Here is a 22,609-nt window from a genome sequence, read left to right as displayed (position 1 = left end):
CTCACGGACCACCCCCCCCGGCCCCTCAAGCGCGCACCCGCGTCGGTTCCTCCGTCGGCGTCGGCGTGGGCGGCGCCGATGCCCGGCGGCGTCGCGCGTGGTGGCCGGCCAGCCAGGCGGCCGCGGCCACGGTCGTGCCCAGGGAGACCAGGACCCAGGTGACGGTGTACAGCGTGGCGGTGAGGGCGTCGTAGACGGCGCCGGCGGCGGCCGGGGAGACGTCCGGGGGGAGGTCGGTCAGGGTGAGGTGGCGGCCCAGGGCCACGGCGAGGCCCAGGAGGGCGCCGCTGAGGGCCGTGCCGAGGCCGGTCGCGCAGACGGCGCGGCGGCGCCGGCTCGCGACGAGGATGCCGACGGCGGCCAGCGCGAGCGCGCCGACCGGGAGCCAGAACGCGGCGACTTCGAGCACGTGGTACCCCTTCCGAAGCTGGACCAGTTCCTCGGCCGTCAGCACCGTGACCTCGGTGCGGGCGACCGGGATGCGATGGGCGAACGGCACATGGTCACGGGCGAGTTGACGTTTGACGCGTTCGCCGACCGGCGCGAGGTCGAGCAGCACGGGGCGGCCCTCGCCGCTGCCGGAGCCCCGCTCGCGCAGCGCGCGCAGCACCGCGTCGTGCGCCGCCCGGTTCGCCGCGCGCCACGCCATGCGGAACGCCTCCGTCTGTGTGAAGGAGCGCGCCGCGTCGTGCGTGAAGTCCCGCACCGGCTCCCGCAGCGGCGGCCCCACCCGGACCTCGCGCAGTACCCCGGCGGCGACCGCGTCCGCGAGCGCCTCCCGTACGTCCGGGTCGCCGGCCAGCGGCCCCACGGCCGCCTCGTACCGTGCCCGGTCCCCGATCTCGTACGTCGCCCACGCGGCCAGCGCGCCCACCGGCGCGAGCAGGCAGGCGAGCACGGTGAGCACGGCCGACAGGAGGCCGCGGACGCGTCGGGACACCCCTTCAGGCAAGCCCCCGGCCCGCCGCGCTCGCGCGGTGGGTGCCTGCGAATGGCCCCACATCACAAGCCGAACGGGGACGGGCCGGGGGAGGGATCACCCCACTCGGTGCCCCTGAGCGTCCTCATGCGTGTAGTACCGGTAGAACGCCACCGCGAACACCGCCGCCGCGATGCCGGCGGACATGACCGCCGAGCGGAGCACGCTGTGCTGGGGCGCCTGGCTGTAGAGGAAGCCGAAGGCGCAGCCCGCGAACGCGGCCCAGAGCAGGGCGTGCGGTTCGCGGCGCAGACGCGGCGCGACGGTCTGTACGGCGAGGAAGAGCGCCGCGAACACGAACGCGGTCACGAAGCCGAAGAGGAGGTTCCAGCCGGTGATGGGGCCGGCGTCGCGGTCCATGGCCGCGGCCCAGTAGCCGTAGACGAGGCCGAGGGCCGGGGGCAGGGCCCAGTGCGTGAGGGTGTGGGCGCGCTCGCCGAAGACATCGGACGCGCCCCCGGCCGGGCCTCCCGGCCTGCCGCCGACGGTCGTCGGCCTGTCCCGCGTCGCGGCCGACCCGTCCCGCGTGGCGGCCGACCCGTCGCGCGTGGCGGCCGACCCGTCGCGCGTGGCGGCCGACCCGTCGCGCGTGGCGGCCGACCCGTCCCGCGTGGCGGCCGACCCGTCGCGCGTGGCGGCCGACCCGTCCCGCGTGGCCGACCTGTCAGGAATCCCCGGCCTGCCCGGAGTGGGTGCCGCTTGAGCCATGGGAATACTCCTTCCCTTCCGCCCCGACTACCAGGGCACACCTGGCGAGGGCCGCTGGCAAGTCGGGATGCGGCCCGCGTTCGGCCGTGTTTCGCTGTGGCTCATGCGGATCCGGATGCCGATGCCGCGTGCGCGCCGGGAGCCGGACCCCGTCGAGCGGCAGCAGCCGCTACGGGTCCGCGGGCGCGGCATCGCCTGGCTGCCGCCGCTGGTGGTGCTGCTCGCCGTGCCGGTGCTCGACTGGGCCACCAGCGGCGACTTCCGGGTCATCTCATGGCTGGTGCTCGTGCCGGGCACGGCCGCGGCGTTCTGCGGGGTGCGCACGACGGCGGTGTTCGCGGCGCTCGCGATGCTCCTGTACGTCGTGGGCGACAACTCCTGGCCGCACCAGTACCGCACCGGGCTGCCCGACTTCGTCCTCGTCGCGCTGGGCGGGGTGCTGTCGGTGCCGGCCTGCGCGGTGCGGCTGCGCGGGCAGGAGCGGATGCTGCACATGCGGGCCGTCGTCGACACCACCCGCCGTATCCTGCTGCGCCAGCTGCCGCCGGACGTCGGCGGCCTCGACCACGCGGAGATCTATCTCGCCGCCGACAGCGAGGCCCGGGTGGGCGGCGACTTCTACGACATCCAGCCGAGCCCGCACGGCACCCGCGTCCTCATCGGCGACGTCCAGGGCAAGGGGCTCACGGCGGTGGAGGCGGCGTCCGTGCTGCTCGGCACGTTCCGCGAGGCCGCCTACTACGAGCCCGCGCCGGCCACCGTGGCGGAGCGGCTGGAGACGCGGATGGTGCGGCACCTGCGCTACTGCGCGCACGTCGGCCGCGACGACGCCGAACGCTTCGCGACCGCCGTCCTGCTCGACTTCCCCCAGCTGCGCAGCGAGCGGACCGACTGGGGGCCGGACCTCACCGGGCTCGGCGCGGTCACCGTGGACGTCATCAACTTCGGTCACGAACCCCCGCTCGTGGTCTCCCCCACCGGCGTACGGGCCCTGCCCCTGGGGGACGGACTCCCGCTGGGGCTCAACGAGTTGGCGCCGCAGGCACACCGGACCGCCACCGTCCGGCTCGCCCTCGACGAGACCCTGCTCCTGGTCACCGACGGGGTGACGGAGGCCCGTGACGGCGGCGGCGTCTTCTTCCCGCTCCGCCAGTACCTCGCCCGCGCGCTCGCCGCCGATCCGCGCGCCACCGACCCCGCGTCGCTGGTCCGGCTCGTCCGCGACGGCGTCCTCGCCCACACCGGGGGCGGCCTCGACGACGACACGACGATCTTCGCCGTACGCCGCACCCCGCACGTCCGAGCCCCCGCGCCGCCATGAGCCGGCCGCCCCCGCGCCGCCGCCCGTCCGACCCGAAGTGAGCGCTCCTTTCCCCCTTTGCACGCGCAGCGGTTACCGTGCTGCTGACTGGCGTACGTGATCGATGGGGAGGGAACGATGTCCGGAACAGTGCTGCTGCTCGCGGCCTCACCCATGGGCAAGGGGTGTCTGGTGGACGCGGCCTCCGTGCTTCCCGTCCTGGCGGCCGTCACGCCCGAGGTGCTGTCGGGCACAGGCACGGCGAACGTTGTCGAGCTGGCCGACCCGCTGGAGCCGCAGGCCGTCCTGACCCGGCTGCGCGCGGCGGCCACCGCACCCGGACCGCTCACCGTCTACCTGACCGGGCAGCTCCAGCTCGACCGCAAGCAGCGGCTCGTGCATCTGGCGCTGGCGCGCACGACACCGGCCACCGTCCGCTACACGGCGTTCCCCTGGCACTGGGTCGTGGAGGAACTGCGCCTGCGTACGCCGGGCTCGACGACGATATTCGTCGATCTGCACGCCGACGCCGAGGTCTGGCGGCAGTTGGCGGGGCGCCCGCCCACGCTCGGTCCCGGCGTGAGCGTGTACGGGCGGATCGCGCCGCCGGCGGGCGCCCGGCGGGGGGTGGCCGTGCCGGCGTACATGAAGGCGCTGGCGACGATACTGCGCAGTGGGCAGCGGCCGGCACCGGGCGCGCTGCACGAGCAGGTGCTCGCGCGCACGGGGGCTTCCGGGTACGGCGATCTGCTGCTGGCCCGGGACGCGGCGGCGCCGCCCCGCGCGGGCGGCCCTCTCGGGGGTCCGGCCTCCGCCTCTCCCCGCCCTGGGGTGGCGGCGCCCCCGGCCGCCGATCACGACCCCCACACCGCCATCACCGCCGCCGTCGAGGCCGGGCGGCACTCCGAGGCCGCCGCGCTCGCCGCGCGGTGGGAGCAGGGGGCGTTGCGGGAGTTCGGGGCCGGGTCGGCGCAGGTGCTGCACTGGCGGGAGGTGCGGGCGGATCTGGCGATGTTCGCGGGGGACGCGGCGCGCAGTTGCGAGGCCTGGATGGGGGTGGCGCAGGCGCGGCTGGCGGCGGGGCAGCCGGTGCGGGACCCGGCTGTCGAAGCGGCGGTCGACCGGGCGCACCATCAGTGGGGGCTGGTCGAGGACGCGGGGCGGGCCCGTGAACTGGGCACGGTGCTGGCCGAGTTGCGGGGCCGGGTGCCGGGGCGGGCCGGGGCGCCGGAGCATGTGCGGCAGCGGCTGGCCGAGTTGCGGCCGGGGTTCGGGGAGTTGAGGTCGGCCCAGCACGTGCCCGGTTAGTCGAGCCGGGCCGATGAGCCGTCGTTCCGTTCGTCTTAGATCGATGAGCCGTCGATCAGGGCGAATGCCGGGCCGACCTCGGAGGGGAGTTGTGCGGGGCCTCACCGTCGGTACATGTGGTGGACACCGCACGTTGATCACTTAAGCGGGCGTAGCTGCGGAATGGATCGGAGCTTGATCAGAGAATGATCAGAATCTCGCCAATCAACGGCAAAAACCGCCCCCTTCTCCAACCCTCGGGCTACGAGGGGGCCGGAATCCGCACCCTGAACCATGCGCCCTGGTGGGACGGCTGGGACGGTTCGAGCGTGACCATGCCGCCGTGGGCCGTCGCGATGGCCGTGACGATGCTGAGGCCGAGCCCGCTGCCGGCGGCCCTCGTCTCCTCCCCGCGGACGAACGGGTCGAAGAGGCGGGCGCGGAGTTCGCGCGGGATTCCGGGGCCGTCGTCCATGATCTCGATCACCCGGTAGCCGTCCTCCGTGCCGAGGCCCAGCGTCGTGGTGGTGCCGGGCGGGGTGTGCACACGGGCGTTGTTCAGCAGGTTGGCGACCAGCTGGTGCAGCCGCAGCGGGTCGCCTGTGACCGTGTGGTCGCCGGGGGCGAGGAGCAGCCGTACGGGGTGCTCGGGATGGCAGTCGCGGGCCGCGGTGGCGGCGTCCCGGCACAGCTGGGCCAGGTCCACACAGGTCAGTTGCAGGGGCTGGCCGAGATCGAGGCGGGTCAGCAGCACGAGTTCGTCGATCATCGTGGTCATCCGGCCGACCTCGGTGGTGATCCGGCCGAGCGCCTCCTGCCGCATCGGCTCGTACGCGGGGTCGCCGACCCGGGCGAGTTCGGCGTAACCGGAGATCGTGGTCAGCGGGTTGCGCAGTTCGTGCCCGGCGGCCGCCATGAACTCACGCAGTCGCCGCTCGGCGGCCGCACGCTCCCGGAGTTCGCGGCGGCCGAGCCTGCGGGCGCCGACGAGGACCGTGGCGAGGAGCGGGAGCGCGGCGGCGGTCTCCACCTTCAGGAGCCGCTCGACCGCCCGCCGGTCGGCGGCCGTCGACCGCGCCGTGACGACATAGCTGCCCTCCCGGCTCCGGCCCGCCCGCGCCGTGCGCACCACCTGCGCGCGGTAGCTCTCCCCGAACGCCGAGGGGCTCGTCCGCGCCGCGTACGCCTTCAGCCGGTCGGGCGCGAGCGCGGGGAAGGCGGGCAGACGGTCGGAGCCCGGGTGGCTCTCCATGACCCTGCCGTCGGCGTCCAGGACGAGGACGAGGCAGTTCTCGTCGAGGGGCGGGGCGGACGCGGCGGAGCCGGTGGTCGGGGAGTAGGTGGCCGTGGAGTCGGCGGCTGTGGGCGGGCCGGCGAGACCGAGGCCGCTGAAGGCCGCTATCTCCTGGTCGGTGCGGGCCGCGAGGTGCTGGGCGAGGGTGTGGGCGGAGAGGGCGGCGACCGCGCCGAGGGTGGCGAGGGTGGCGATCAGCCAGAAGCCGACGGTGCGTTGGCCGGTGTGGTGGGGGCGGATCGGCTGCTCGACGGGCGGCGGGAGGGGGCGCCGGGGCGGCGCACTCGTGTCACCCGGTGCGAGCAGCCCGGCGGCCTTGATGCTGTCGCTCAGCCCGGTGAACCCGCTCATCCGACCGGCCCGTCCACTTGGCCGGGGACCCGGCCCCGTACTCGACCTCGTGCTCGGCCCCGTATCCGGCCCGGCGCCCGGCCGTGATCGCTCAGTTCGCGCACAGTTGGTAGCCAACTCCCCGCACGGTTCGTATGAGGGACTGCCCAGGCTCACCCAGCTTGCGCCGCACGTAGTAGATGTACGTGTCGACGACGCCGGACCCCTCGTCGCGGTGGTTCCACACGCGTTCCTGGATCTGGCCCCGGGACAGCACGCGGCCGGGGTTCTCCATGAGGTAGCGCAGGAGGGCGAACTCGGTGGTGGTGAGGTCGACGGGGCGGCCGGCGGCCCAGACCTGGTGGGCGTCGGTGTCCAGTTGGACCGCGCCGGCGCGCAGGCGGTTGCGGTCGGGCGCGGGGTGGCCGCCGCCGGACCGGCGCAGCAGGGCGCGGACCCGGGCGGCGATCTCCTTCAACTCGAAGGGCTTGCTGACGAAGTCGTCCCCGCCCATGTCGAGCCCGCGCACCCGGTCGTCGACCCCGCCGAGCCCGGTGAGGAACAGCACCGGCACCGCGTTGCCCCGGTCGCGCAGGGTGCGGCAGACCTCGAAGCCGCTCAGGTCGGGGAGGTTGACGTCGAGGAGGATCAGCTCGGGGTCGTACCGGGTGACGGCCTGCAGCGCCTGACGGCCGGTGCTCGCGGACGTCACCCGGTAGCCGAGGAACTCCAGCGCCATGGTGAGCATGGAGCGGATGCCCTCCTCGTCGTCGACGACGAGGAGGCGCCCGGTGGTGCCGGCCGACGGGACAGCTGAGGGGGATGAAGGGGCTGCGGGCACAGGGGTGGTCATGTCCTGTTCCTTTGTGACCGTGACCTCGATTGAGGTCTCAAGTATCGGCAGCCGTATCGTCACACGTACCGGCAGGTAGGGGAGAGCGGTTTCGAAATCATTCGGAATCACTCGTTCCTCCCCCGGACATGGATGAACGCCGCCGGGCGCGGCCCCAAGAGGGCCGCGCCCGGCAGCGTTCGTCCAGCCGCGGCGTCCGATCCGGTCCGCCGCGCTACTCGGTGAAGATGAAGTACTTCCAGCCGCCGTACGTCGTGGCGTTGACGTTGTCGCCGGAGGTCGTGTCGTGGTACTCGGAGCGCACCCGGAAGCGGATGCCCGTGGTGGGGGTGCCCGTCAGGGTGATCTGGGACACGCCGGCCGAGCCGAGCGGGAAGTACTGGGAGCCGGCGTCCCGCCAGGCGCCCTGGTAGTACGCCTGGAGCTGGAGACGCTGCTCGCGCTTCGGGTAGTACGTCATCGTGGTCGTGAAGACCGGGTCCTTGGACTTGCGGATGTAGTGGTACTTCTGATTCCAGGCCGACTTGGTCGTGTAGTGACCCTTGATCGTCGTGGAGACCCTGACCTTGGTGTAGACGGTGTTGGTGACCGTCTTCGCCTTGTAGCGGGCGTCGCCCGTGAACTTCGCCGAGAGCTTGGTGTCGCGCTTGAGGTCGATGGTGACCGACAGATTGCCCGAGGAGTTCACCGTCCCCGACTTCACCAGTCTGTTCGGCTTGTCCGAGCCGTACGGGTCGGCCCAGATCTCGACCTTGCGGTTCTTGTACGTCTTGCCGAGGTGCGCGGTGAACTTCACGTCGGCGCCGTACGCGTACACCTTGCGGTTCTTGTCCAGCGTCAGCGTGGTCGTGGCGCGGGAGACCTCGACGGTGTCGGCGGCGGACGCGGCGTGGTGCTCCGCGTCGCCCGCGTAGCGCACCGTGTACGTGACCTTGCCGCCGGCCGGCGGGGTGTCGGCGAAGGAGTAGGTGCCGTCGGCGGCGACCGTCACCGGGGCGAGGGCCTTGCCGGACGGGGACTCCACGTCGGTGCGGGTGACCGTCAGCTTCGTGCCGGCCGGGAGGGCCGCCTTCGAGGTGACCTCGCCCTTGACCGTGAGCTGCTTGGCGCGGGTGGCCGTGGCCGGGGCGTTCACCGTGATCTCGGTGGCCGCCTTGGTGGGGGCGTCCAGCACGCGCAGCGAGTACACGCCCTCGTCGTTGTACGTCAGCGCGAAGAGCCGGGAGGCGTCCGGCGCCCAGGCCAGGCCGGCGTCGGGCAGCTCGTCGCCGCCGCCGCTGCCGCCGGTGTTCGGGAAGTCGTACTCCCGGACCGAGGTGGTGCCGCCCGGCTTGTAGACGTAGACGTCCGGCTCGTAGATGCCGTCGATGCCCGCCGCGACCGTGCCGTCGGACGCGATGGCGACCGAGTTCGGGTAGGCGTCGCTGGCGTAGGTGCCGTCCGGCGTCAGGTCGGAGGTCTTGAACACCTGGTGGTGGTACGGGGCTCCGCCGGCCACCACGACGCGCTGTCCGTCCGGGGTGACCGCGAAGTCCTGCATGTTCGAGCCGCCGGTGGCCGCGGTCGCCGTACGGCTCGCGGTGCCCGACGAGACGTCGTAGACGGCCACGTTGCTGCCGCCGTTCTCGCCCGCCACCAGGGTGTCCGTGCCGGGGACCGTGTGCAGGGCCGGCGCGTTGTACCAGAGGCGGGTGGTGTCCTGGTCGAGGGTGACCACGGGCTGTTCGCCGGACAGGTCCAGCGAGCCGAGGTTGCCCGCGGCCGACGCGCCGTAGCCGAACCAGACCTTGCCGCCGGCGACGGCGACGCCCACCGGGGCGTCGCCGACCGGGTGGCGGGCGGACTCGGTCTCGGTCGCCGTGTCGACGACCGCGATCGCGTCGGCGTCCCGCACGGCCGCGTAGAGCGTGCCCGAGTCGGCCGACAGCTCCAGGCTCTGGACGCCCGGCAGGTCCGTCAGCTGCTTGACGACCGTGCCGCTGAAGTCGGTCACGACGATCTTGCCGTTGTGCGGGTCGCTGACGAAGACCCGCTGGTGGACGCCGTCCACCACGATGTCGCCGGTCGACGCGACCGGCAGGAGCGTGGTGCTGTCGGCGGAGGCCGCCGGTGCGACGGCGAGCGCCGCCGAGCTGAAGAGGACTGCCAGCGCGGTGGCAGCCGGAAGAGTGCGGATACGCACGGTTTTCGAACCCCCCGGAACGAAAGAAATGTGGGGCGTCGTCGCGCGGGGCCGGTGTGTTCGACCTGTGGGGCGCGTGTGACGCGTGTGCGAAGACTAGGTCATGCAACTGACAAGAGGGTCACAGGGGGTGGTGGAGAACTCGATCCCGGCCTGCGGCCACAACGTCATGCGGGACAACCCGGAGGCCTTCGTACGCGCCACCGCCGACGCGCTCGCTCAGTGACCCGCACAGAAACGTAACAGCACGCTCGTTCGAGTGAACGGCTCCGGATTCCTTGTGCGGGCTTCCGGTCTAGTCTGAGAACGTCGCGCTGAGCGAACGGAGGTCTGACATGGCGACGGCGGAGCCGATCATCATGCCGGGGTACCAGGGCGAGTACATTTACGGTCCCTACGACGATCCTGACGGCGAGTACGAGGAGCCCTTGGCCATGGGCGGCGTAAGCGTGGAGCAGGCCTTCGAGTTGTTCAGTGCGGCGGCCCCCGAGGGCTGGCGCGTGGAGCTGATCGAAGGGGAGATCTGCGTGACACCTCCGGCCAACGGGGAACATGAGGAGATTGTGTCCGAGGTCGCTGACCAGGTCACCGAGCGGCGCAGCGACCGGTCTCTGCGTAACTACACCGGCATCGGCCTGACCGTCCCCGGCTCCTCCGCGACAGGCCACGTCGTCCCTGACCTGGTCATCGCCCCCAAGGGAAGCTTCGGCGACCAGGAGGAGTGGCACGACCCCTCCCCCGTCCTCCTCGTCGCCGAGGTCACCTCCGACAGCACGGCCGACCGCGACCGTGAGAAGAAGATCTGCGGCTACGCCCGGGCGGGTATCCCCGTCTACCTCCTCATCGACCGGGAGGAGGGCCAGGTGACCGTGTACTCGGAGCCGTCCGGTGACGAGTACGCCAAGGGTGCCAAGCACAAGATGGGGCTGGCCGTGCCCCTGCCCGCCCCCCTCGGGTTCGAGCTGGACACCGCCGAGTTCTGAGCGGAGTGAAGCGGGCCGGGTCAGCGGGGGAGGGCGTTGGCCACGGTCATCAGCGCGGCGATCGCGAGGAGCGCGGCCGTGACGGAGCGGGCGTGGCGGGTGAGCAGGTCTCGGATCATGGGGACCTCGCAGCGGCTACGGCGACAGCGGGGGCGGCTGCCGACAGTGGCTGAATCGGCTCATCAAGTGTGCTTGACGCGTCGCTCAACGTAAGACTTTGGCCTGCCAACGGCAAGAGTGCGTTGGGGAGTTGGGGTAAAGCGGCTGGCATAAGCGGGCTTACTGGCATGCTTACGTCATGGCAGGTATGGCCGAGCGTGACGACCCCGTAGTCATCGGGCGCAGGGTGCAGCGACTGCGGGCGGAACAGGGCCTCACGCAGCGGCAGTTGGCGGAACCGGTGTACACCCCGGCGTACATCTCGACCCTGGAGGCCGGGCGGGTGCGGGCCTCCGAACCCGCGCTGCGGCATATCGCCGAGCGGCTGGGCGTCGGGTACGAGGAGCTGGCGACCGGCCGCCCCGCCGGCTTGGCCACCGAGCTGCGGCTGCGGCTGACCGGTGCGCAGCGCACCCTCGCCATCGGCGCCACGGAGGCCGCCGCCGAGGGGTTCGCGGTCGTGCTGGCCGAGGCCGAGGAGTACGGGCTCATCGCCGAGCAGGCCGACGCGCTGCTCGGGCTCGGCGAATGCGCCCTGGAGACCGGGGATCTGGAGAACGCCCAGCTCCGCTTCGAGCAGGCCGAACAGCGGCTCGGGGACGCCCCGCTGCCGGCCCGGGTACCCGCCCTGCGCGGCCGCGCGGTCGCCCACTACCTCGCCGGTGAACTCCGCTACTCCTGCTACCTCTACGAGTCCACGCTCGACGAGCTGAACCGCACCGGCATGCACGACCCGGACGCGCTGCTCCTCCTCTACACCGGGGTCATCGCCCCCTACATGGACATGGGCGCCCATGCCCGCGCCGCGCAGGCCGCCGAGCTGGCCCTCGCCCTCGCCCCGCAGTCCGGCGACCCGGCCCTCGTCGCCCGTATGCACCGCTCCGTCGCCCGCACGATGATCGCCGAGGGGCGGACAGCCGAGGCCGACGCCTCCCTCGCCAAGGCCTCCGAGCTGTACCGGCAGCTCCAGATCCGTACCGAGCTGGCCAACTGCCACTGGATGCGCGGCTACCTCCACGCCCAGAACGGCGACTACGAACGCGCCGAGGAGGAGCTGCGCGAGGCCCGCCGCATGCTCTCCGCCAAGCGCGCCGTCCTCTACACCAGCCAGGTCGCCGTCGAACTCGCCGACGTCCTGCACCGCCGGGGCAAGTCCGACGAGGCCGCCGAGCTGCTCCGCGAGGTCCTCAGCGACCTCAACTCCGAACGCGGTGCCCTGCACTCCGCCGCCGCCCACCGCCTCCTCGGCATCATCGCCGAGGACGCCCGCGACCCGGACGCCGCCGAGGAACACTATGTACGGGCGCTGAGTCTGCTGGAGCGGGCGGGGGCCGCCGGTGACCTGGCCGATCTGTGCCGGCTGCTGGGGGACCTGTACCGCAGGGGCGGCCGCGTGGAGGCCGCGCTCGACGCGTACCGCACCGGCCTCGGCCACCGCACCGCCCCCGGTACCACCACACTCGGACCGGCGCCCGCACAGCCGCCTCTTTGACGGTTCCGGGGCCGCGCACAGCCCCGCTGGCCAGCCTCCCGCACGTGGAGAGCGCGCGGAAGGGCAGAGCCAGGAGCGTCGTCGACGGCGTACGGCTCGTCGTGCGCGTGCTCCTCCACGCCGTCCTCGGCGGGACCGCCCTCATCGCCATCGCGACCGTCGCCTCCGTCCTCGGCCCGGTGCTCGCGCTCGACCTCGCGACGCCCGCCATGGCCGCCTGGTGGACCGTCTTCACGGCGGTCGTCGTCCAGGGCGTACCCTTCCTGCTCCTCGGCACGCTCGTGTCGGCGGCGATCGGCGCCTTCGTACCGGCGCGGGTCTTCAGCCGGCTGCTGCCGCGCAACCCGGCGCTCGCCGTCCCCGTCGCGGGCGCGGCCGGTGTCGTACTGCCCGGCTGCGAGTGCGCGTCCGTGCCGGTGGCCGGGAGCCTGATGCGGCGCGGAGTCGCCCCGGCCGCCGCCCTCGCCTTCCTCCTGTCCGCCCCCGCGATCAACCCGGTGGTCCTGGTCGCCACCTCCGTCGCCTTCCCCGGCCAGCCGCTGATGGTCCTCGGCCGGCTCGTCGCCTCCCTCACCACGGCCGTGGTGATGGGCTGGCTGTGGGTGCGGTTCGGGCGGGACGAGTGGCTGCGGCTGCCGAAGCGGGGTACGGGGGCGAGCGAGGCGAAAGGCGGCTGGGGCGCCTTTCGCCGCCGGCCTCCAGCACGACTTCCTGCACGCGGGCGGCTTCCTCGTCGTCGGCGCGGCCGCGGCGGCCACGTTCAACATCGTCGTACCGCGCTCCCTCCTGGACGTCTTCACCGGCTCCGTCTGGCTGTCCGTCCTCCTCCTCGCCGCCCTCGCCGTCGTCCTGTGCGTGTGCAGCGAGGCCGACGCGTTCGTCGCCGCGTCGCTCAGCGGCTTCTCGCCGACCGCGCGACTGGCGTTCATGGTGGTGGGCCCGATGGTCGACCTGAAACTCATCGCACTCCAGGCGGGGACCTTCGGACGCGCGTTCGCGATCCGCTTCTCCGCCGTGACCTGGGTGGTGGCCGTGACGAGCAGTGCGCTCGTGGGGTGGTGGCTGCTGTGAGGCCCACGAAGCCGTCGCGGGCGTACGGCCCCACCGTCCTCCTGCTCCTCTCCGGCGCCGCCGTCCTGCGCATCTCCCTCTTCAGCGAGCTGTATCTGCGGTACGTGCAGCCGGGGCTCAGGCCGTTCCTGATCGTGTCCGGTGTGGTGCTGGTGGTGCTGGGGGTGGTCGCCGGGGTGCGGACACTCCGGGCCGACGAGGCCGACGAGGCCGACGAAGCCGACGAAGCCGACGAGGACCACGCGCACGGCCCCGGCGGCCCCCGCGTCGCCTGGCTGCTCGCCGTGCCCGCGCTCGTCCTGCTGCTCTTCCCGCCCCCGGCGCTCGGCTCGTACAGCGCGGACCGGGAGGCCGCCGAGTACGCGGCGCGCGGCGTCGGCACGTTCCCCGCGCTGGCGAAGGGGGACCCGGTCGAGCTGACCCTCGGCGAGTTCTCGTCCCGCGCGATCTACGACAGCAAGCGGTCACTGAAGGGCCGTACGGTCCGGATGACCGGCTTCGTCACGCACGGGGACGACGGCACCTGGTACCTCACCCGCCTCCTCGTCTCCTGCTGCGCGGCCGACGCCAGCCCGTACAAGGTCGAGATCAGGGACGCCGACGCCCCGACCGCCGACGCCTGGATCACCGTCACCGGCACCTGGCACCCCGAGGGCGCATTGGGCTCGGAGAAGGCCTGGCCCCCCGTACTGGACGCCGGGTCGGTGAAGCGGGTGGCCCAGCCGGAGAACCCGTACGAGAAGAGGTGAGGGCGTCACAGGCTGAAGTCCATCTCCGCGATCACCCTGTCGGCGGCGTCGTAGACCGTGACCTGGTGAACGGGGTCCCTGAAGTCGAGGGAGCGCGCGAGTTCCTCGGGGACCTTCACGAAGACGGAGTAGACACCCCAGCTGGTGTTGCCCTTCAGACGCAGGACCGTGCCGTTGACGGTCTCGCCGTCGAAGGTCGTCGCCTCGACCCGGGTGGCGGCGGAGTGGACGCCGTAGAAGAGACCGTGGAGGACGTAGCCGTCGGCGGCGGAGCCCGAGCCCTGCATCGTGATGCCCGGTTCGCCGGTGTCGAGGTTGCCGTCGACCACGCTGCGGAACTCCTGCATGCCGGCCACGCCCGGCTCCGGGGGCGGATCCTGCCAGTGCTTGCCCTCCGTCGTCAGCCACAGCTCCGTCCCGCCCTCGACACTCACCCGCTCGCCCGGCGAGAGGACCCGCACCTTCCCGGCGGGCGGGGACGGGGACGGGGTGGAGGAGGGGGTGCCGCTCGGGCTCGGCGGTGCCATCGGCCGGACGGACGAGGAGGGCCCGTCGGGGCGGAAGGCCAGCACCACGAGCGGCAGCAGCAGCAGTCCGCAGCCGGTGCTCAGCACGGCGGCCCGGCGGCGCGCCCTGCGCCTGCGGCCGTCGCGCTCGATCGCCTCCAGCGGTACCGGCGGCGGCGCGAAGTCGTACGCGGCGTCGGCGAACACCTCGCGCAGCCGCTGCCCCGCGATGTCCTGTTCACCGGTTCCGGTCGGGTGGTTCATGGGCGGGCTCCGGGGACGGGCGAGGGGGGCGCCGGGGTGAACGGGCGAGAGGGAGAACCGTGGTCGAACACGGGGTGTGCGCGCAGGGCCGTCAGGCCGCGCCGGACATGGGTCTTGACGGTGCCTAGCGAGCAGCCGAGCAGATCGGCGATCTCGCTCTCGCTCAGGTCCTCCCAGAAACGGAGCACCAGCACGGACCGCTGCCGCGCCGACAGCGCGGCCAACGCCTGGGTGACGGCGGCCCGTTGGGCGACGGACCCGGCGTGCCCGGCCTGCCGCTCGTGCACCCGCTCCGGCAGGAACGGCGTCAGCAGATGGGCCACGCGTCTCTTCCGTACGCGGCTGATGTTGTTGTTGACCAGCGAGCGCCGTACGTAGAAGTCGACGTCGTCGCGCGGTATGCGCCGCCAGCGGGCGTACACCTTCGCCAGCGTGGTCTGTACGAGGTCCTCGGCCTCGTGGAAGTCCCCGGTCAGCATGTGCGCGGTCCGCACCAGGCGGGGCCAGGCCGCGGTGGCGTACGCGGCGAAGTCGCCGGCCTCTGGTGATCCGGGATTCTCGTGCGGCACGGACGACGGTCCTCGGGCTCGGGAACGGGAACGGGAACGGGGGAGCGTGCCGTGCGGGTGGGGGAGTGATCAACTCCCCCACCCGCACGAGCACTTCATCGCAACGGCAGCTCGGCGTAGACGCGGCCCTTGGTGTCGTGGACGGTGACCTCGCGGAGGAAGTCCTCGCCGGTGTCCCCCGCGGGCAGCGGCGTGGTGGCGTACCAGACGCCCCAGCCCGGCTTCCCGGCCAGCTCGATGAGCTTGCCGCGGACCGTGCCCGTGCTGGTGCGGATCTCCACGCGGGAGGCGGTGCCCTTGCCGCCGTAGTAGAGGCCGGAGAGGTAGTAGCGCCCCTCGAAGCCGCTCGCCTGGAGCGACACCCCCGGCCGGGTCGGGTCGATGTTGCCGTCGACCACGCTCCGGAACTGCTCGTCGCCGGGCAGGTCCGGATCCACCCAGTGCTTGCCCTCGGCCGTGAGCCACAGCTCGAAGCCGGGCGCGGCGACGACGTGCTGACCGGGCGCGACGATGCGCGGCGTCGGCGCCTTCCTGGCCACAGCCGCCACCTCTGCTGCCGCCACCTCTGCCTCAGCCCCCACCGCCGCTGCCTTGACGCCGTGCGCCGTCTCCCCCCGCGAGACGGCGTACGACATCGTCGGCACCCCCGCCAGCAGCGTGGTCAGCGCTGCGACGGCGACGTACTTGTGTATCCGTGCGTTGTTCATGAACGGACTACCCCCGTAGGTGTGTTGGTCTGACACTCCTGAGAACGCGGGCGGCGTACCGGATGGATGACACCGGCCGCCGACTTTTTCCGGCTTCCTCGTGGGTGATCACCGCAGCGCGCTGCCCGCCACCCACCGCTTCCAGCCGAGGTTCCAGTCGCCGTACCCGTTCCCCACGGCCACGGTCTCCTCGGACCCGACGACCTTCACCACGTCCCCTGCGATGACCTGGTCGTAGAACCGTTTCGCCGTCCCGTCGTCCGCGAGGCCGACGCACCCATGGGTGACGTTCTGTCGGCCCGCGTACGTGTTGGCCTTGGGGTTCTGGTGGAGGTAGGTGCCGGAGGCGGTCAGATGGACGGCGTACGAGTACCAGTCGGCGTACGAGTCGCCGTAGCCGACCGAGCGGGAGTCCATGAACACCCTGGGCTGCTTGTCGGAGACGACCATCGTGCCGTTCCAGGTGTCCATGCCGGGCGCGCCGGCGGTGATCGGGACGCGCTGGGTCGAGCCGTCCTTCACCACGGTCATGGTGTGCTCGCGCACGTCGACCGTGGCGATCAGCGAGCGGCCGATCGTGAAGTGCCGGGTGATGCCCGCGCCGGCCTGGACGGTGACCTTCGTACCGGGCTTCCAGTAGGCGCGCGGACGGAAGTCGACGCGCTGTCCGTCGGCGAGGGCGCGGTCCTTGACCCAGCTCCAGGAGCCCTCGGTCCCGGGGTCCGTGCCGACCTTCAACTGCCGCTCGAACTCAGCTCGGTCGGCCACCGGGACGGGCCGCTCCAGGGTCACGGATATGGGCATGCCGACCCCCACGGTCTGCCCTTCGGCGATGTTGACGCGGGCCCCGGCCAGGGTCTTCAGCGGCGTGGGGCGCGGCTTCACGTCCACGTCCACGGCGTCGGCGGCGGCGTCGGCGTCGACATCGGCCTCTGTCTTGGCGTCGGCCTCGGCCTGAGCGCGCGGAATCCCGCTCGGCCCCTCGACCCGCACCCCTTCCCCGCTCCCCGAACAGCCGGCGAGCGCGAGCGCGAGCGTGAACGTGCACGCGGCCGCGGCGGCGAGCACCCGGACGAGCCCCCCGGCCCTCGTTCTTGTGGTTCTTCTCCTCGCGTTCATGGTCTTCCCCCAGCGATGTGTTTCGATGTCCGACGTACGTACGGGACCTGTACGCACGACGGGGGCGACCGGGTTGCATGGCGGTACAAGGGAATTCGGACAACGGCAGGGGCATGACGGAGGAAGAGTTCGACGCGTTCTACGCCGCCGCTTTCCCCCGGCTCACCGGCCAGCTCTACGCCTTCACGGGGGACCACGGCGAGGCGCAGGACGTGGTGCAGGAGGCCTTCGTACGGGCCTGGGACCGGCGGCGGGACTTCCTCGCGGAGGGGGCGCCGGAGGCCTGGATCCGGACCGTGGCGATGCGGCTCGCGGTGAGCCGCTGGCGCCGGGCGCGCCGCTGGCTGGAGCTGGTGCGCCGCACCCCGCCCCCGGAGCACACGCCGGGACCCGATCCGCAGCGCGCGATGCTCGTCGACGCGTTGCGCAGGCTCCCGGAGCCACAGCGCATGGCGGTGGTTCTGCACCATCTGTGCGACTTGAGTGTCGAGCAGGTAGCCTCCGAGACCGGTGCGCCCGTGGGTACCGTCAAGGCCCGGCTGTCCCGTGGCCGGGCGGCGCTGGCGCGCGAACTGGCCCCCGGCGAGGGTGAGAGGGAGGGCGGCCGTGTCCGATGAACTCACCGTCCGGCTACGCGAGTTGGCCGAGACCGCCGAGACGCCCGCGCCCGTGTCTGGCGCCGACGTCCGCGCCACCGCCGGACGCCGCCGGCACCGTCGCCGTACGACCGCCGCCGTCGCCGGAGGCTGCGTGGCCACCGCGCTGGCCGCCTTCCTCACGCTGAACCTCGCCGCCCACGGCACCGATCGGCGCACGTCCCCGGCCGCGAGCTCCACCCCCAGCGCCACGGAGGCCGCGCCCGTGGCCACGGTGGACCTGACCCGCCGGATCCTCAGCGTCGACGGCCGCGAACTGTCCCTCACCTCCGGCACGCTCAAGTCCCCGACGCCGACGGGCCGGATGACCGTCACGGCCAAGGCCGAGGCGATGGTGGTGTCCGGTACGACGGTGGGTTTCGGTGACGGTTACAAGCTGAAGGTGACGTGGGTCCTGCGGCTGACTCCTGCCCGTGCGGACGAGGGGGGTGAGACGGGCGAGGCGAGCGAGGCCGGCGAGACCGGCGGGGTGAGTGAAACGGCGGATGGTGCGGACGATCCGAGTGACGTGAGCGGTTCGCGTACGACGGACAGCGATGCGCGGCAGCCGACGACGGTGAGCCCGAGGCCGAGCGTGGCGGAGAGTGTGGCCCCGGGCTCGACCTTCATCGCCGCCCAGACCTTCTCCGAGGAGGCCCCCGGCGCCTACGACTCCACCTCCGGCTGGATCGGCCTGCGGGTCGCCGACGCCCGGTGGCTGTACGAGCGGCTGGCGAAGGGCGCGGTCGTGGAGATCACGGGCTCGGCACCGACGCCGGCGGAGACCCCGACCCCGACCCCGACCCCGACCCCGACCCCGACCTCGGCCGGATAGCCGCCAAGTCCGCCAAGTCCGCCAAGTCCCTTGCGATCACGGCGCGTTCAGGCCGGTGCGGCCACCGGGATGGGGCCGACCGAGTCGGTCAGGTGGGCCGGCAGCTCGATGAGATGGACGCCCTCCTGCTCGTCGGGGCCGGAGTTGACGGGCAGGTGGGGCGTGTCCGGCGGGATGTAGATGTAGTCACCGGCGGTCAGGACCAGGTGGAAGGCCAGGCCGGGCCCGTGCCAGACCTCGACCGCTCCGGCGGCGATGTAGGTCGCGGACTCATGGCCGCGGTGGATGTGCGGCCGTCCCCGGGTGCCGGGCGGCAGCCGCAGCCGGTGCAGGCACAGTGCGCGCGCCCCCGCCGTCTGCATGCTGATCCCCGCCGCGAAGGCACCGCCCTGACGCCCGTCGTAGCCCCCGGCGCGGACGACGACACATTCCCGGGCTTCCCTGGTCCGCTGCGGCTCGGTTCGTTCCGGACGGGTTCGTTCCGACTCGGTCGGTTCCAGTTCGATCTCCATGGCGACAGCCGACCATGGCGCATATTCCCGCCGAAAGTGCGCAAGGGGTGGTGAAAGGGGCGACCGGGGTGGAGGGGGTGCGAGGTGCACCGGCGTGGGGCGCGGGCGGCGCCGTATGGGGGAGCCGGTCGCCCGTACGCCCGTGTGCGCTGGTGGCCGGCCCCGGGTTGTGCTGGCGTAGGAGCGGAAACGTCGTGCTCTCGGGAGGCTCCACCATGTGTCGTCCGTACCGTGTTCTCGCTCGGGTCGTGGGCGTCGGGCTGCTCGCGGGGGCGGCGGCGGCCTGTGCGGTGGAGGATCCCGGGCGCCCGCGCGGCTTCCCCGAGGCCGCCGTCGTGGAGGAGACCACGGCCCACGCCTCGCCCACGCCCGCCCTCACCGACGCCCGGGCCAGGAGCGCGCTGCTCCGTCAGGGGGACCTCGGCGGCGCCTGGTCCGGCACGCAGGGCGCGGCGACCTGGCGGGACGGCCTCCTCAAGGGCCGCACCGACCTCCCCGAGTGTCAGGAACTCCTCGACGCGGTGTACGCCGAGGACCTGCTCGGCGAACCCAAGGGCGGCACGGCCGTCACCGGCTTCGACGACGACGAGTACGGCGCCCAGCTGCGCTACCAGGTCGGCGTGTACGACAAGGCCGACGTCGACGCCCGCTTCGACCACTTCGGTCAACTCGCCGACAAATGCCGGGAGTTCACGATCACCGGCGTCCAGGGAGAGGAGCACGCGGCCGAGGTCGTCCCCGTCGAGCTCCCCGGCGGCATCGGCGACGCACGGCAGGGGCTGCGGCTGACCGTCAGCCATGACGTCGACGGCGAGGACGGCGCCCTCACCCTCGACCTCGCCACCGTACGCGTGGGCGACACCGCCGCCCTCCTCACCCACGGCGGCCTCTACGGCATCGACGACGCCGCCACCAGGGAGGCGGCGCGAGCGGGTGCGCAACGCCTGAAGGCCCTCCTCGACAAGGAGCCGGGGAAGAGGGAGCCGGGGAAGAGGGAGCCGGAAAAGAGGCCGCCCTCGGAGGCCTCACCGTCCGGGGGGACCCGTGCCGGCCGCTGACCTTTGGGGCAGTGCCCTGGGGAACACCTCCCCATGAGACGTCGCGAGACCGCCCGGCGCCGTCCTGGATTGCGGGCGTATCGCGGGCGTATCGCCGGCGTGGGGAGGGGCCCGCCGTACGACGGGCCCCTCCCTCACCGTCTATCGAAAGGCTCCACTCATGTTCACATTCACCCCGTAAGTCGCTCGAACCGCTTGGATCGTTGACGAATTTTCGCTGAACCGACGAAGGATTTGGCGGTGGACCCGACCGGACCCGCACTTCTGCGAATGGTCAAGATTTCCACAAGTGAACATCAAATCCTGCGCTGCGAGACCCCCTTGGAAGGGCGTCCGGCAGCCGGCGCTCAGCCCGCGGGCGCCCCGACGAGACGGGACATGGGCGCCGCCGAACCGCACGCGCACCGCGGATCGGCGCAGAGCAGCTCGTGGGCGAGGACGGAGAGCACGGCGACCTGCAGCCGTGTCTGCTGCTCCAGCTTCTCCACTATGCGCGCGACGTGCGCCTTCACCGTCCGCTCCGCGATGCCCAGTTCGCGTGCGAGCTGGCGGTTGCCGAGCCCCGTGCCCAGCAGAAGGAGGACTTCCTTCTCCCGGTCCGTCAGCGTTTTCAGCCTGCTGATGTCCCGAACCGGATCGGCGCCCGTGCGCCGGTAGGCGCAAGCCGTGTCTCCTACGTCAGACCTCTTGCTCATTGGTCGGCCCTTCCCGATGCCGCTTTCCCGACAGAGCCCCGTGCCCCGGGTGCGGCGGCGATCTACCCCCCAACTTAGCGTCCGCTACTGACAAGAGCACCCCTGAAATGACACGGCCACGTCACAGAGGGGGATCCCTGGAGGTCACTGCCCCAAGGGACAATTTCGGTCAACACAGAGAATCCCTAGCCTCGTTGGTGCGCACCGGCAGAACCCCCAGGCACTCCAGGCCACTTCAGATCGCTTCAGGGCACTCCAAGGCACTCCAAGGCACTCCAAGGCACTTCAACCGCAGGGAGAACACTGTGCACAGCGTCACCACGCGCCGTCTCGCCACCGCCGCCGTAGCGGGAGCGGCGGCACTCGCCGTACTGGCCCCGGCCGCGTCCGCCAACGAGGCCGACTCGCACCAGGCCACCCGGACGGTCGCCGCGCAGGCCGCCGCGAAGCTGCCGGCGAAGCTGACGGTCAAGAGCTACGTCGCCTATCTGAAGGCGCAGAAGACGCCCGAGGCGAAGCAGACCCTCAAGAGCTTCACCGCGCTGCCGGCCGCCAAGCAGGCCAAGTTCGTCGGCTACCTGCAGAACGGCAAGATCTACGCGTCCCTCTTCAAGCAGCTCAAGGGCAGCCTCAACCGCCCGGTGAAGACCGTCACGCCGTTCAACAAGGACGTCAAGTTCGTCCACGCGGTCTCCGCCACGAAGAACGCGAAGGGCGCCACCGCGGTCTCCTACAGCGCGACCGAGACGATCTACGGCATCCCGGTCACCACCGAGAAGCTGACCCTCAGCTACAAGATCGTCAACGGCAAGGTCCAGCGCAGCGCCCGCGCCGTCGCCAAGGTGACCAACGTCAACGCCGCCGTCGCCATCAAGGGCGGCCCGGTCAAGGCCACCGTCAAGGGCATAGCCCGCGCCGACGTCACCTGGAAGGCCACCCCGAAGGTCCAGGCCGTCGGCAAGGCCGTGGTCAAGGACCAGGCCGTCACCGGCCACGTCAACACCTGGACCGCCCACCTCATCCACGGCTGAGCCTCCTCCCCCGGGCAGCGGCTCCCCGCCCTCCCCCGGCGGGAGCCCGTCCCTCCCGGGGACGGCGCGGCATCCCTCCGGACCCTGGTCAGGGCCGACCCCAGCCGGGGGGTGCCGCGCCGGTGCGTTCCGTGGTTCAGGGGGCCACCGGTCAGCCGCCCCGGACCGGCCAGGACGCCGACGGCTCGTCGACCCACGCACGTGTGCCGTCGGCGCCGACAGTGAGGCCGAACCGCTCGAAGCCGGGCTCGCCCCGCTCCTTCCACCAGGCATGGGCAGCCTCCGTCTCGTCCCACAACCGGCGCGGTCCCCCCTGATGGACGGTCGCCGTGGACCTCCCCTCGCGGAAGAGCACACAGGCCCAGGAGCGGTCGGACAGCCCGTACAGCCACACCGGCCGAACCCCGTCGCGCTTGTCCGCCACCGCGCACAGACACGCGGGAACCCGCAGCCCGAGAGCGAAGCGCAACACGTCGAACCTGTCCCGTACGAAGTCGCCTTCGGCGAGAGTGGTCGTCGACGAAACACCCGCGCCGGCGACGCCCTCTGCGGGGACGTAGTCGCCGTGCCGTGGCCAGGCCCGCCGCTGCGCGCGGAGCTTCATGAACTCCACGGGCCCGGTGAAGCGGCCGGACGCGCGCGCCCCGTCGTCGTCGACGACGAGCCGGACCACGGCGTCCTGCCGGACGTAATCGGTCCCCCAAGGAACGACGATCACGCCACCCGGCCGCGCCTGCTCCACCCACGCGTACGGAATCGCCCGCAGCCCACAGGTGGCGATGATCCGGTCGTACGGGGCCCCGGCCACGTGCCCGAGGAACCCGTCCCCCGTGACCACCTCCACCGGCATCCCGAACCGCCGCAGCGCCGCGCGGGCCGTGGCCGCCACGCCACCGTCGACCTCCATGCTGACCACATCGGCCACCCCGAGCCGGTGGGCGAGCAGGGCCGCGTTGTAGCCGGTCCCGGTGCCGATCTCCAGCACGCGATGACCCGGCCGTACGTCCAGGTCCCGGAGCATGGAGAACACGACGCTCGGCATACTCGCCGAACTGGTCGCCAGACGCCCGGGGTCGAGCCCGTCGCCCTCGCCGTCGTCCCACTGCGTCACGATCGGCACATCGGCGTCCGCGTACGCCCGCCACGCCTCTGGATCGTCCGCCTTGCCCACGGTGACACTCCGCCCGGTGTCCATGTCGAACGGCCACATCACGTCGGGCAGGAACGCGGACCGGGGTACGGCGGCGAAGGCGGGCGCCCAGTCCGAGGCCGATGTCTTGTTGGGGGGCAC

The 22,609-nt window shown here is 72.4% G+C and carries 22 protein-coding genes and 1 pseudogene; 11 read left to right on the top strand and 12 right to left on the bottom strand.

What is annotated here, in order from left to right; all coding sequences use genetic code 11:
- Positions 1 to 25: 25 nt before the first annotated feature.
- Positions 26 to 940 (bottom strand): hypothetical protein, encoded by a 915-nt coding sequence (locus I8N67_RS30150; RefSeq protein ID WP_200307388.1) that lies wholly within the window; start codon positions 938 to 940, stop codon positions 26 to 28.
- A 96-nt stretch (positions 941 to 1,036) separates the two neighbouring features.
- On the bottom strand, positions 1,037 to 1,339 hold the full coding sequence (locus tag I8N67_RS30145; RefSeq protein ID WP_234046531.1) for a hypothetical protein: 303 nt from the start codon (positions 1,337 to 1,339) through the stop codon (positions 1,037 to 1,039).
- A gap of 451 nt (positions 1,340 to 1,790) precedes the next feature.
- Here I8N67_RS30145 and I8N67_RS30140 point away from each other — a divergent pair, with 451 nt between their 5' ends.
- Both I8N67_RS30140 and I8N67_RS30135 read left to right on the top strand, forming a co-directional pair.
- Complete coding sequence (locus I8N67_RS30140) at positions 1,791 to 3,008, top strand: PP2C family protein-serine/threonine phosphatase (RefSeq protein ID WP_200307395.1); 1,218 nt, start codon at positions 1,791 to 1,793, stop codon at positions 3,006 to 3,008.
- 117 nt (positions 3,009 to 3,125) lie between these two features.
- Positions 3,126 to 4,295 (top strand): hypothetical protein, encoded by a 1,170-nt coding sequence (locus I8N67_RS30135; RefSeq protein WP_200307387.1) that lies wholly within the window; start codon positions 3,126 to 3,128, stop codon positions 4,293 to 4,295.
- Between the two features lie 241 nt (positions 4,296 to 4,536).
- Here I8N67_RS30135 and I8N67_RS30130 read toward each other — a convergent pair whose 3' ends face one another.
- The 3 genes from I8N67_RS30130 to I8N67_RS30120 form a co-directional block, all read right to left on the bottom strand.
- On the bottom strand, positions 4,537 to 5,919 hold the full coding sequence (locus I8N67_RS30130; protein WP_200307386.1) for a sensor histidine kinase: 1,383 nt from the start codon (positions 5,917 to 5,919) through the stop codon (positions 4,537 to 4,539).
- 91 nt (positions 5,920 to 6,010) lie between these two features.
- The gene (locus I8N67_RS30125; protein ID WP_200307385.1) at positions 6,011 to 6,751 is read right to left on the bottom strand and encodes a response regulator transcription factor; all 741 of its coding nucleotides are present in this window, start codon (positions 6,749 to 6,751) and stop codon (positions 6,011 to 6,013) included.
- A gap of 214 nt (positions 6,752 to 6,965) precedes the next feature.
- Positions 6,966 to 8,933, bottom strand: a complete 1,968-nt coding sequence (locus tag I8N67_RS30120) for a YncE family protein (RefSeq protein ID WP_200307384.1) — start codon at positions 8,931 to 8,933, stop codon at positions 6,966 to 6,968.
- A gap of 103 nt (positions 8,934 to 9,036) precedes the next feature.
- Here I8N67_RS30120 and I8N67_RS44005 point away from each other — a divergent pair, with 103 nt between their 5' ends.
- The 5 genes and pseudogenes from I8N67_RS44005 to I8N67_RS30095 all read left to right on the top strand — a co-directional run bounded on the left by I8N67_RS44005 (position 9,037) and on the right by I8N67_RS30095 (position 13,387).
- On the top strand, positions 9,037 to 9,159 hold the full coding sequence (locus I8N67_RS44005; protein ID WP_267912847.1) for a hypothetical protein: 123 nt from the start codon (positions 9,037 to 9,039) through the stop codon (positions 9,157 to 9,159).
- 208 nt (positions 9,160 to 9,367) lie between these two features.
- On the top strand, positions 9,368 to 9,916 hold the full coding sequence (locus tag I8N67_RS30110) for a Uma2 family endonuclease (RefSeq protein WP_234046528.1): 549 nt from the start codon (positions 9,368 to 9,370) through the stop codon (positions 9,914 to 9,916).
- A gap of 307 nt (positions 9,917 to 10,223) precedes the next feature.
- Positions 10,224 to 11,567 carry a helix-turn-helix domain-containing protein gene (locus tag I8N67_RS30105; protein WP_200307394.1) on the top strand — a complete coding sequence of 448 codons (1,344 nt, stop codon included), beginning with the start codon at positions 10,224 to 10,226 and terminating at the stop codon, positions 11,565 to 11,567.
- 209 nt (positions 11,568 to 11,776) lie between these two features.
- Positions 11,777 to 12,638 (top strand): annotated as a pseudogene (locus I8N67_RS30100) (permease).
- Positions 12,635 to 13,387 (top strand): TIGR03943 family putative permease subunit, encoded by a 753-nt coding sequence (locus I8N67_RS30095; RefSeq protein ID WP_307835415.1) that lies wholly within the window; start codon positions 12,635 to 12,637, stop codon positions 13,385 to 13,387. The pseudogene I8N67_RS30100 and the gene I8N67_RS30095 overlap by 4 nt, the downstream one beginning before the upstream one ends.
- A 5-nt stretch (positions 13,388 to 13,392) precedes the next feature.
- Here I8N67_RS30095 and I8N67_RS30090 read toward each other — a convergent pair whose 3' ends face one another.
- The 4 genes from I8N67_RS30090 to I8N67_RS30075 all read right to left on the bottom strand — a co-directional run bounded on the left by I8N67_RS30090 (position 13,393) and on the right by I8N67_RS30075 (position 16,552).
- Positions 13,393 to 14,157, bottom strand: a complete 765-nt coding sequence (locus tag I8N67_RS30090) for a hypothetical protein (RefSeq protein ID WP_200307382.1) — start codon at positions 14,155 to 14,157, stop codon at positions 13,393 to 13,395.
- The gene (locus I8N67_RS30085; protein WP_200307381.1) at positions 14,154 to 14,726 is read right to left on the bottom strand and encodes a SigE family RNA polymerase sigma factor; all 573 of its coding nucleotides are present in this window, start codon (positions 14,724 to 14,726) and stop codon (positions 14,154 to 14,156) included. Before I8N67_RS30085 ends, I8N67_RS30090 begins: the two co-directional genes overlap by 4 nt.
- A 95-nt stretch (positions 14,727 to 14,821) precedes the next feature.
- Positions 14,822 to 15,433: a hypothetical protein gene (locus I8N67_RS30080; RefSeq protein WP_200307380.1), complete on the bottom strand. Its 612-nt coding sequence runs from the start codon at positions 15,431 to 15,433 to the stop codon at positions 14,822 to 14,824.
- 108 nt (positions 15,434 to 15,541) lie between these two features.
- Positions 15,542 to 16,552: a L,D-transpeptidase gene (locus I8N67_RS30075; RefSeq protein ID WP_200307379.1), complete on the bottom strand. Its 1,011-nt coding sequence runs from the start codon at positions 16,550 to 16,552 to the stop codon at positions 15,542 to 15,544.
- A gap of 113 nt (positions 16,553 to 16,665) precedes the next feature.
- On the opposite strand from I8N67_RS30075, the gene I8N67_RS30070 reads away from it, so the two are divergent.
- Both I8N67_RS30070 and I8N67_RS30065 read left to right on the top strand, forming a co-directional pair.
- On the top strand, positions 16,666 to 17,169 hold the full coding sequence (locus I8N67_RS30070; protein WP_200307378.1) for a SigE family RNA polymerase sigma factor: 504 nt from the start codon (positions 16,666 to 16,668) through the stop codon (positions 17,167 to 17,169).
- Positions 17,159 to 18,022 carry a L,D-transpeptidase family protein gene (locus I8N67_RS30065; RefSeq protein ID WP_200307377.1) on the top strand — a complete coding sequence of 288 codons (864 nt, stop codon included), beginning with the start codon at positions 17,159 to 17,161 and terminating at the stop codon, positions 18,020 to 18,022. Before I8N67_RS30070 ends, I8N67_RS30065 begins: the two co-directional genes overlap by 11 nt.
- Before the next feature lie 47 nt (positions 18,023 to 18,069).
- On the opposite strand, the gene I8N67_RS30060 is transcribed toward I8N67_RS30065, so the two are convergent.
- Positions 18,070 to 18,534 (bottom strand): cupin domain-containing protein, encoded by a 465-nt coding sequence (locus I8N67_RS30060; protein WP_200307376.1) that lies wholly within the window; start codon positions 18,532 to 18,534, stop codon positions 18,070 to 18,072.
- A gap of 215 nt (positions 18,535 to 18,749) precedes the next feature.
- Between I8N67_RS30060 and I8N67_RS30055 the strand changes: the two genes are divergently transcribed.
- Positions 18,750 to 19,592 carry a hypothetical protein gene (locus I8N67_RS30055; protein ID WP_234046519.1) on the top strand — a complete coding sequence of 281 codons (843 nt, stop codon included), beginning with the start codon at positions 18,750 to 18,752 and terminating at the stop codon, positions 19,590 to 19,592.
- 347 nt (positions 19,593 to 19,939) lie between these two features.
- Here I8N67_RS30055 and I8N67_RS30050 read toward each other — a convergent pair whose 3' ends face one another.
- A complete protein-coding gene (locus I8N67_RS30050; RefSeq protein WP_200307375.1) occupies positions 19,940 to 20,287 on the bottom strand; it encodes a LuxR C-terminal-related transcriptional regulator in 348 nt (115 codons plus the stop codon).
- Between the two features lie 305 nt (positions 20,288 to 20,592).
- Here I8N67_RS30050 and I8N67_RS30045 point away from each other — a divergent pair, with 305 nt between their 5' ends.
- Positions 20,593 to 21,318, top strand: coding sequence for a hypothetical protein (locus I8N67_RS30045; RefSeq protein WP_200307374.1), 726 nt, complete (start codon positions 20,593 to 20,595; stop codon positions 21,316 to 21,318).
- Positions 21,319 to 21,469: 151 nt separating this feature from the next.
- Here the strand turns inward: I8N67_RS30045 and I8N67_RS30040 are convergent, their stop codons facing one another.
- Positions 21,470 to 22,609, bottom strand: a complete 1,140-nt coding sequence (locus I8N67_RS30040) for a methyltransferase domain-containing protein (RefSeq protein WP_307835414.1) — start codon at positions 22,607 to 22,609, stop codon at positions 21,470 to 21,472.

This window comes from Streptomyces adelaidensis (genome assembly GCF_016598475.1).
Classification (GTDB): domain Bacteria; phylum Actinomycetota; class Actinomycetes; order Streptomycetales; family Streptomycetaceae; genus Streptomyces; species Streptomyces adelaidensis.
Note: the sequence above shows the minus strand (reverse complement) of the source record. Positions and strands in the feature narration are given on the sequence as shown.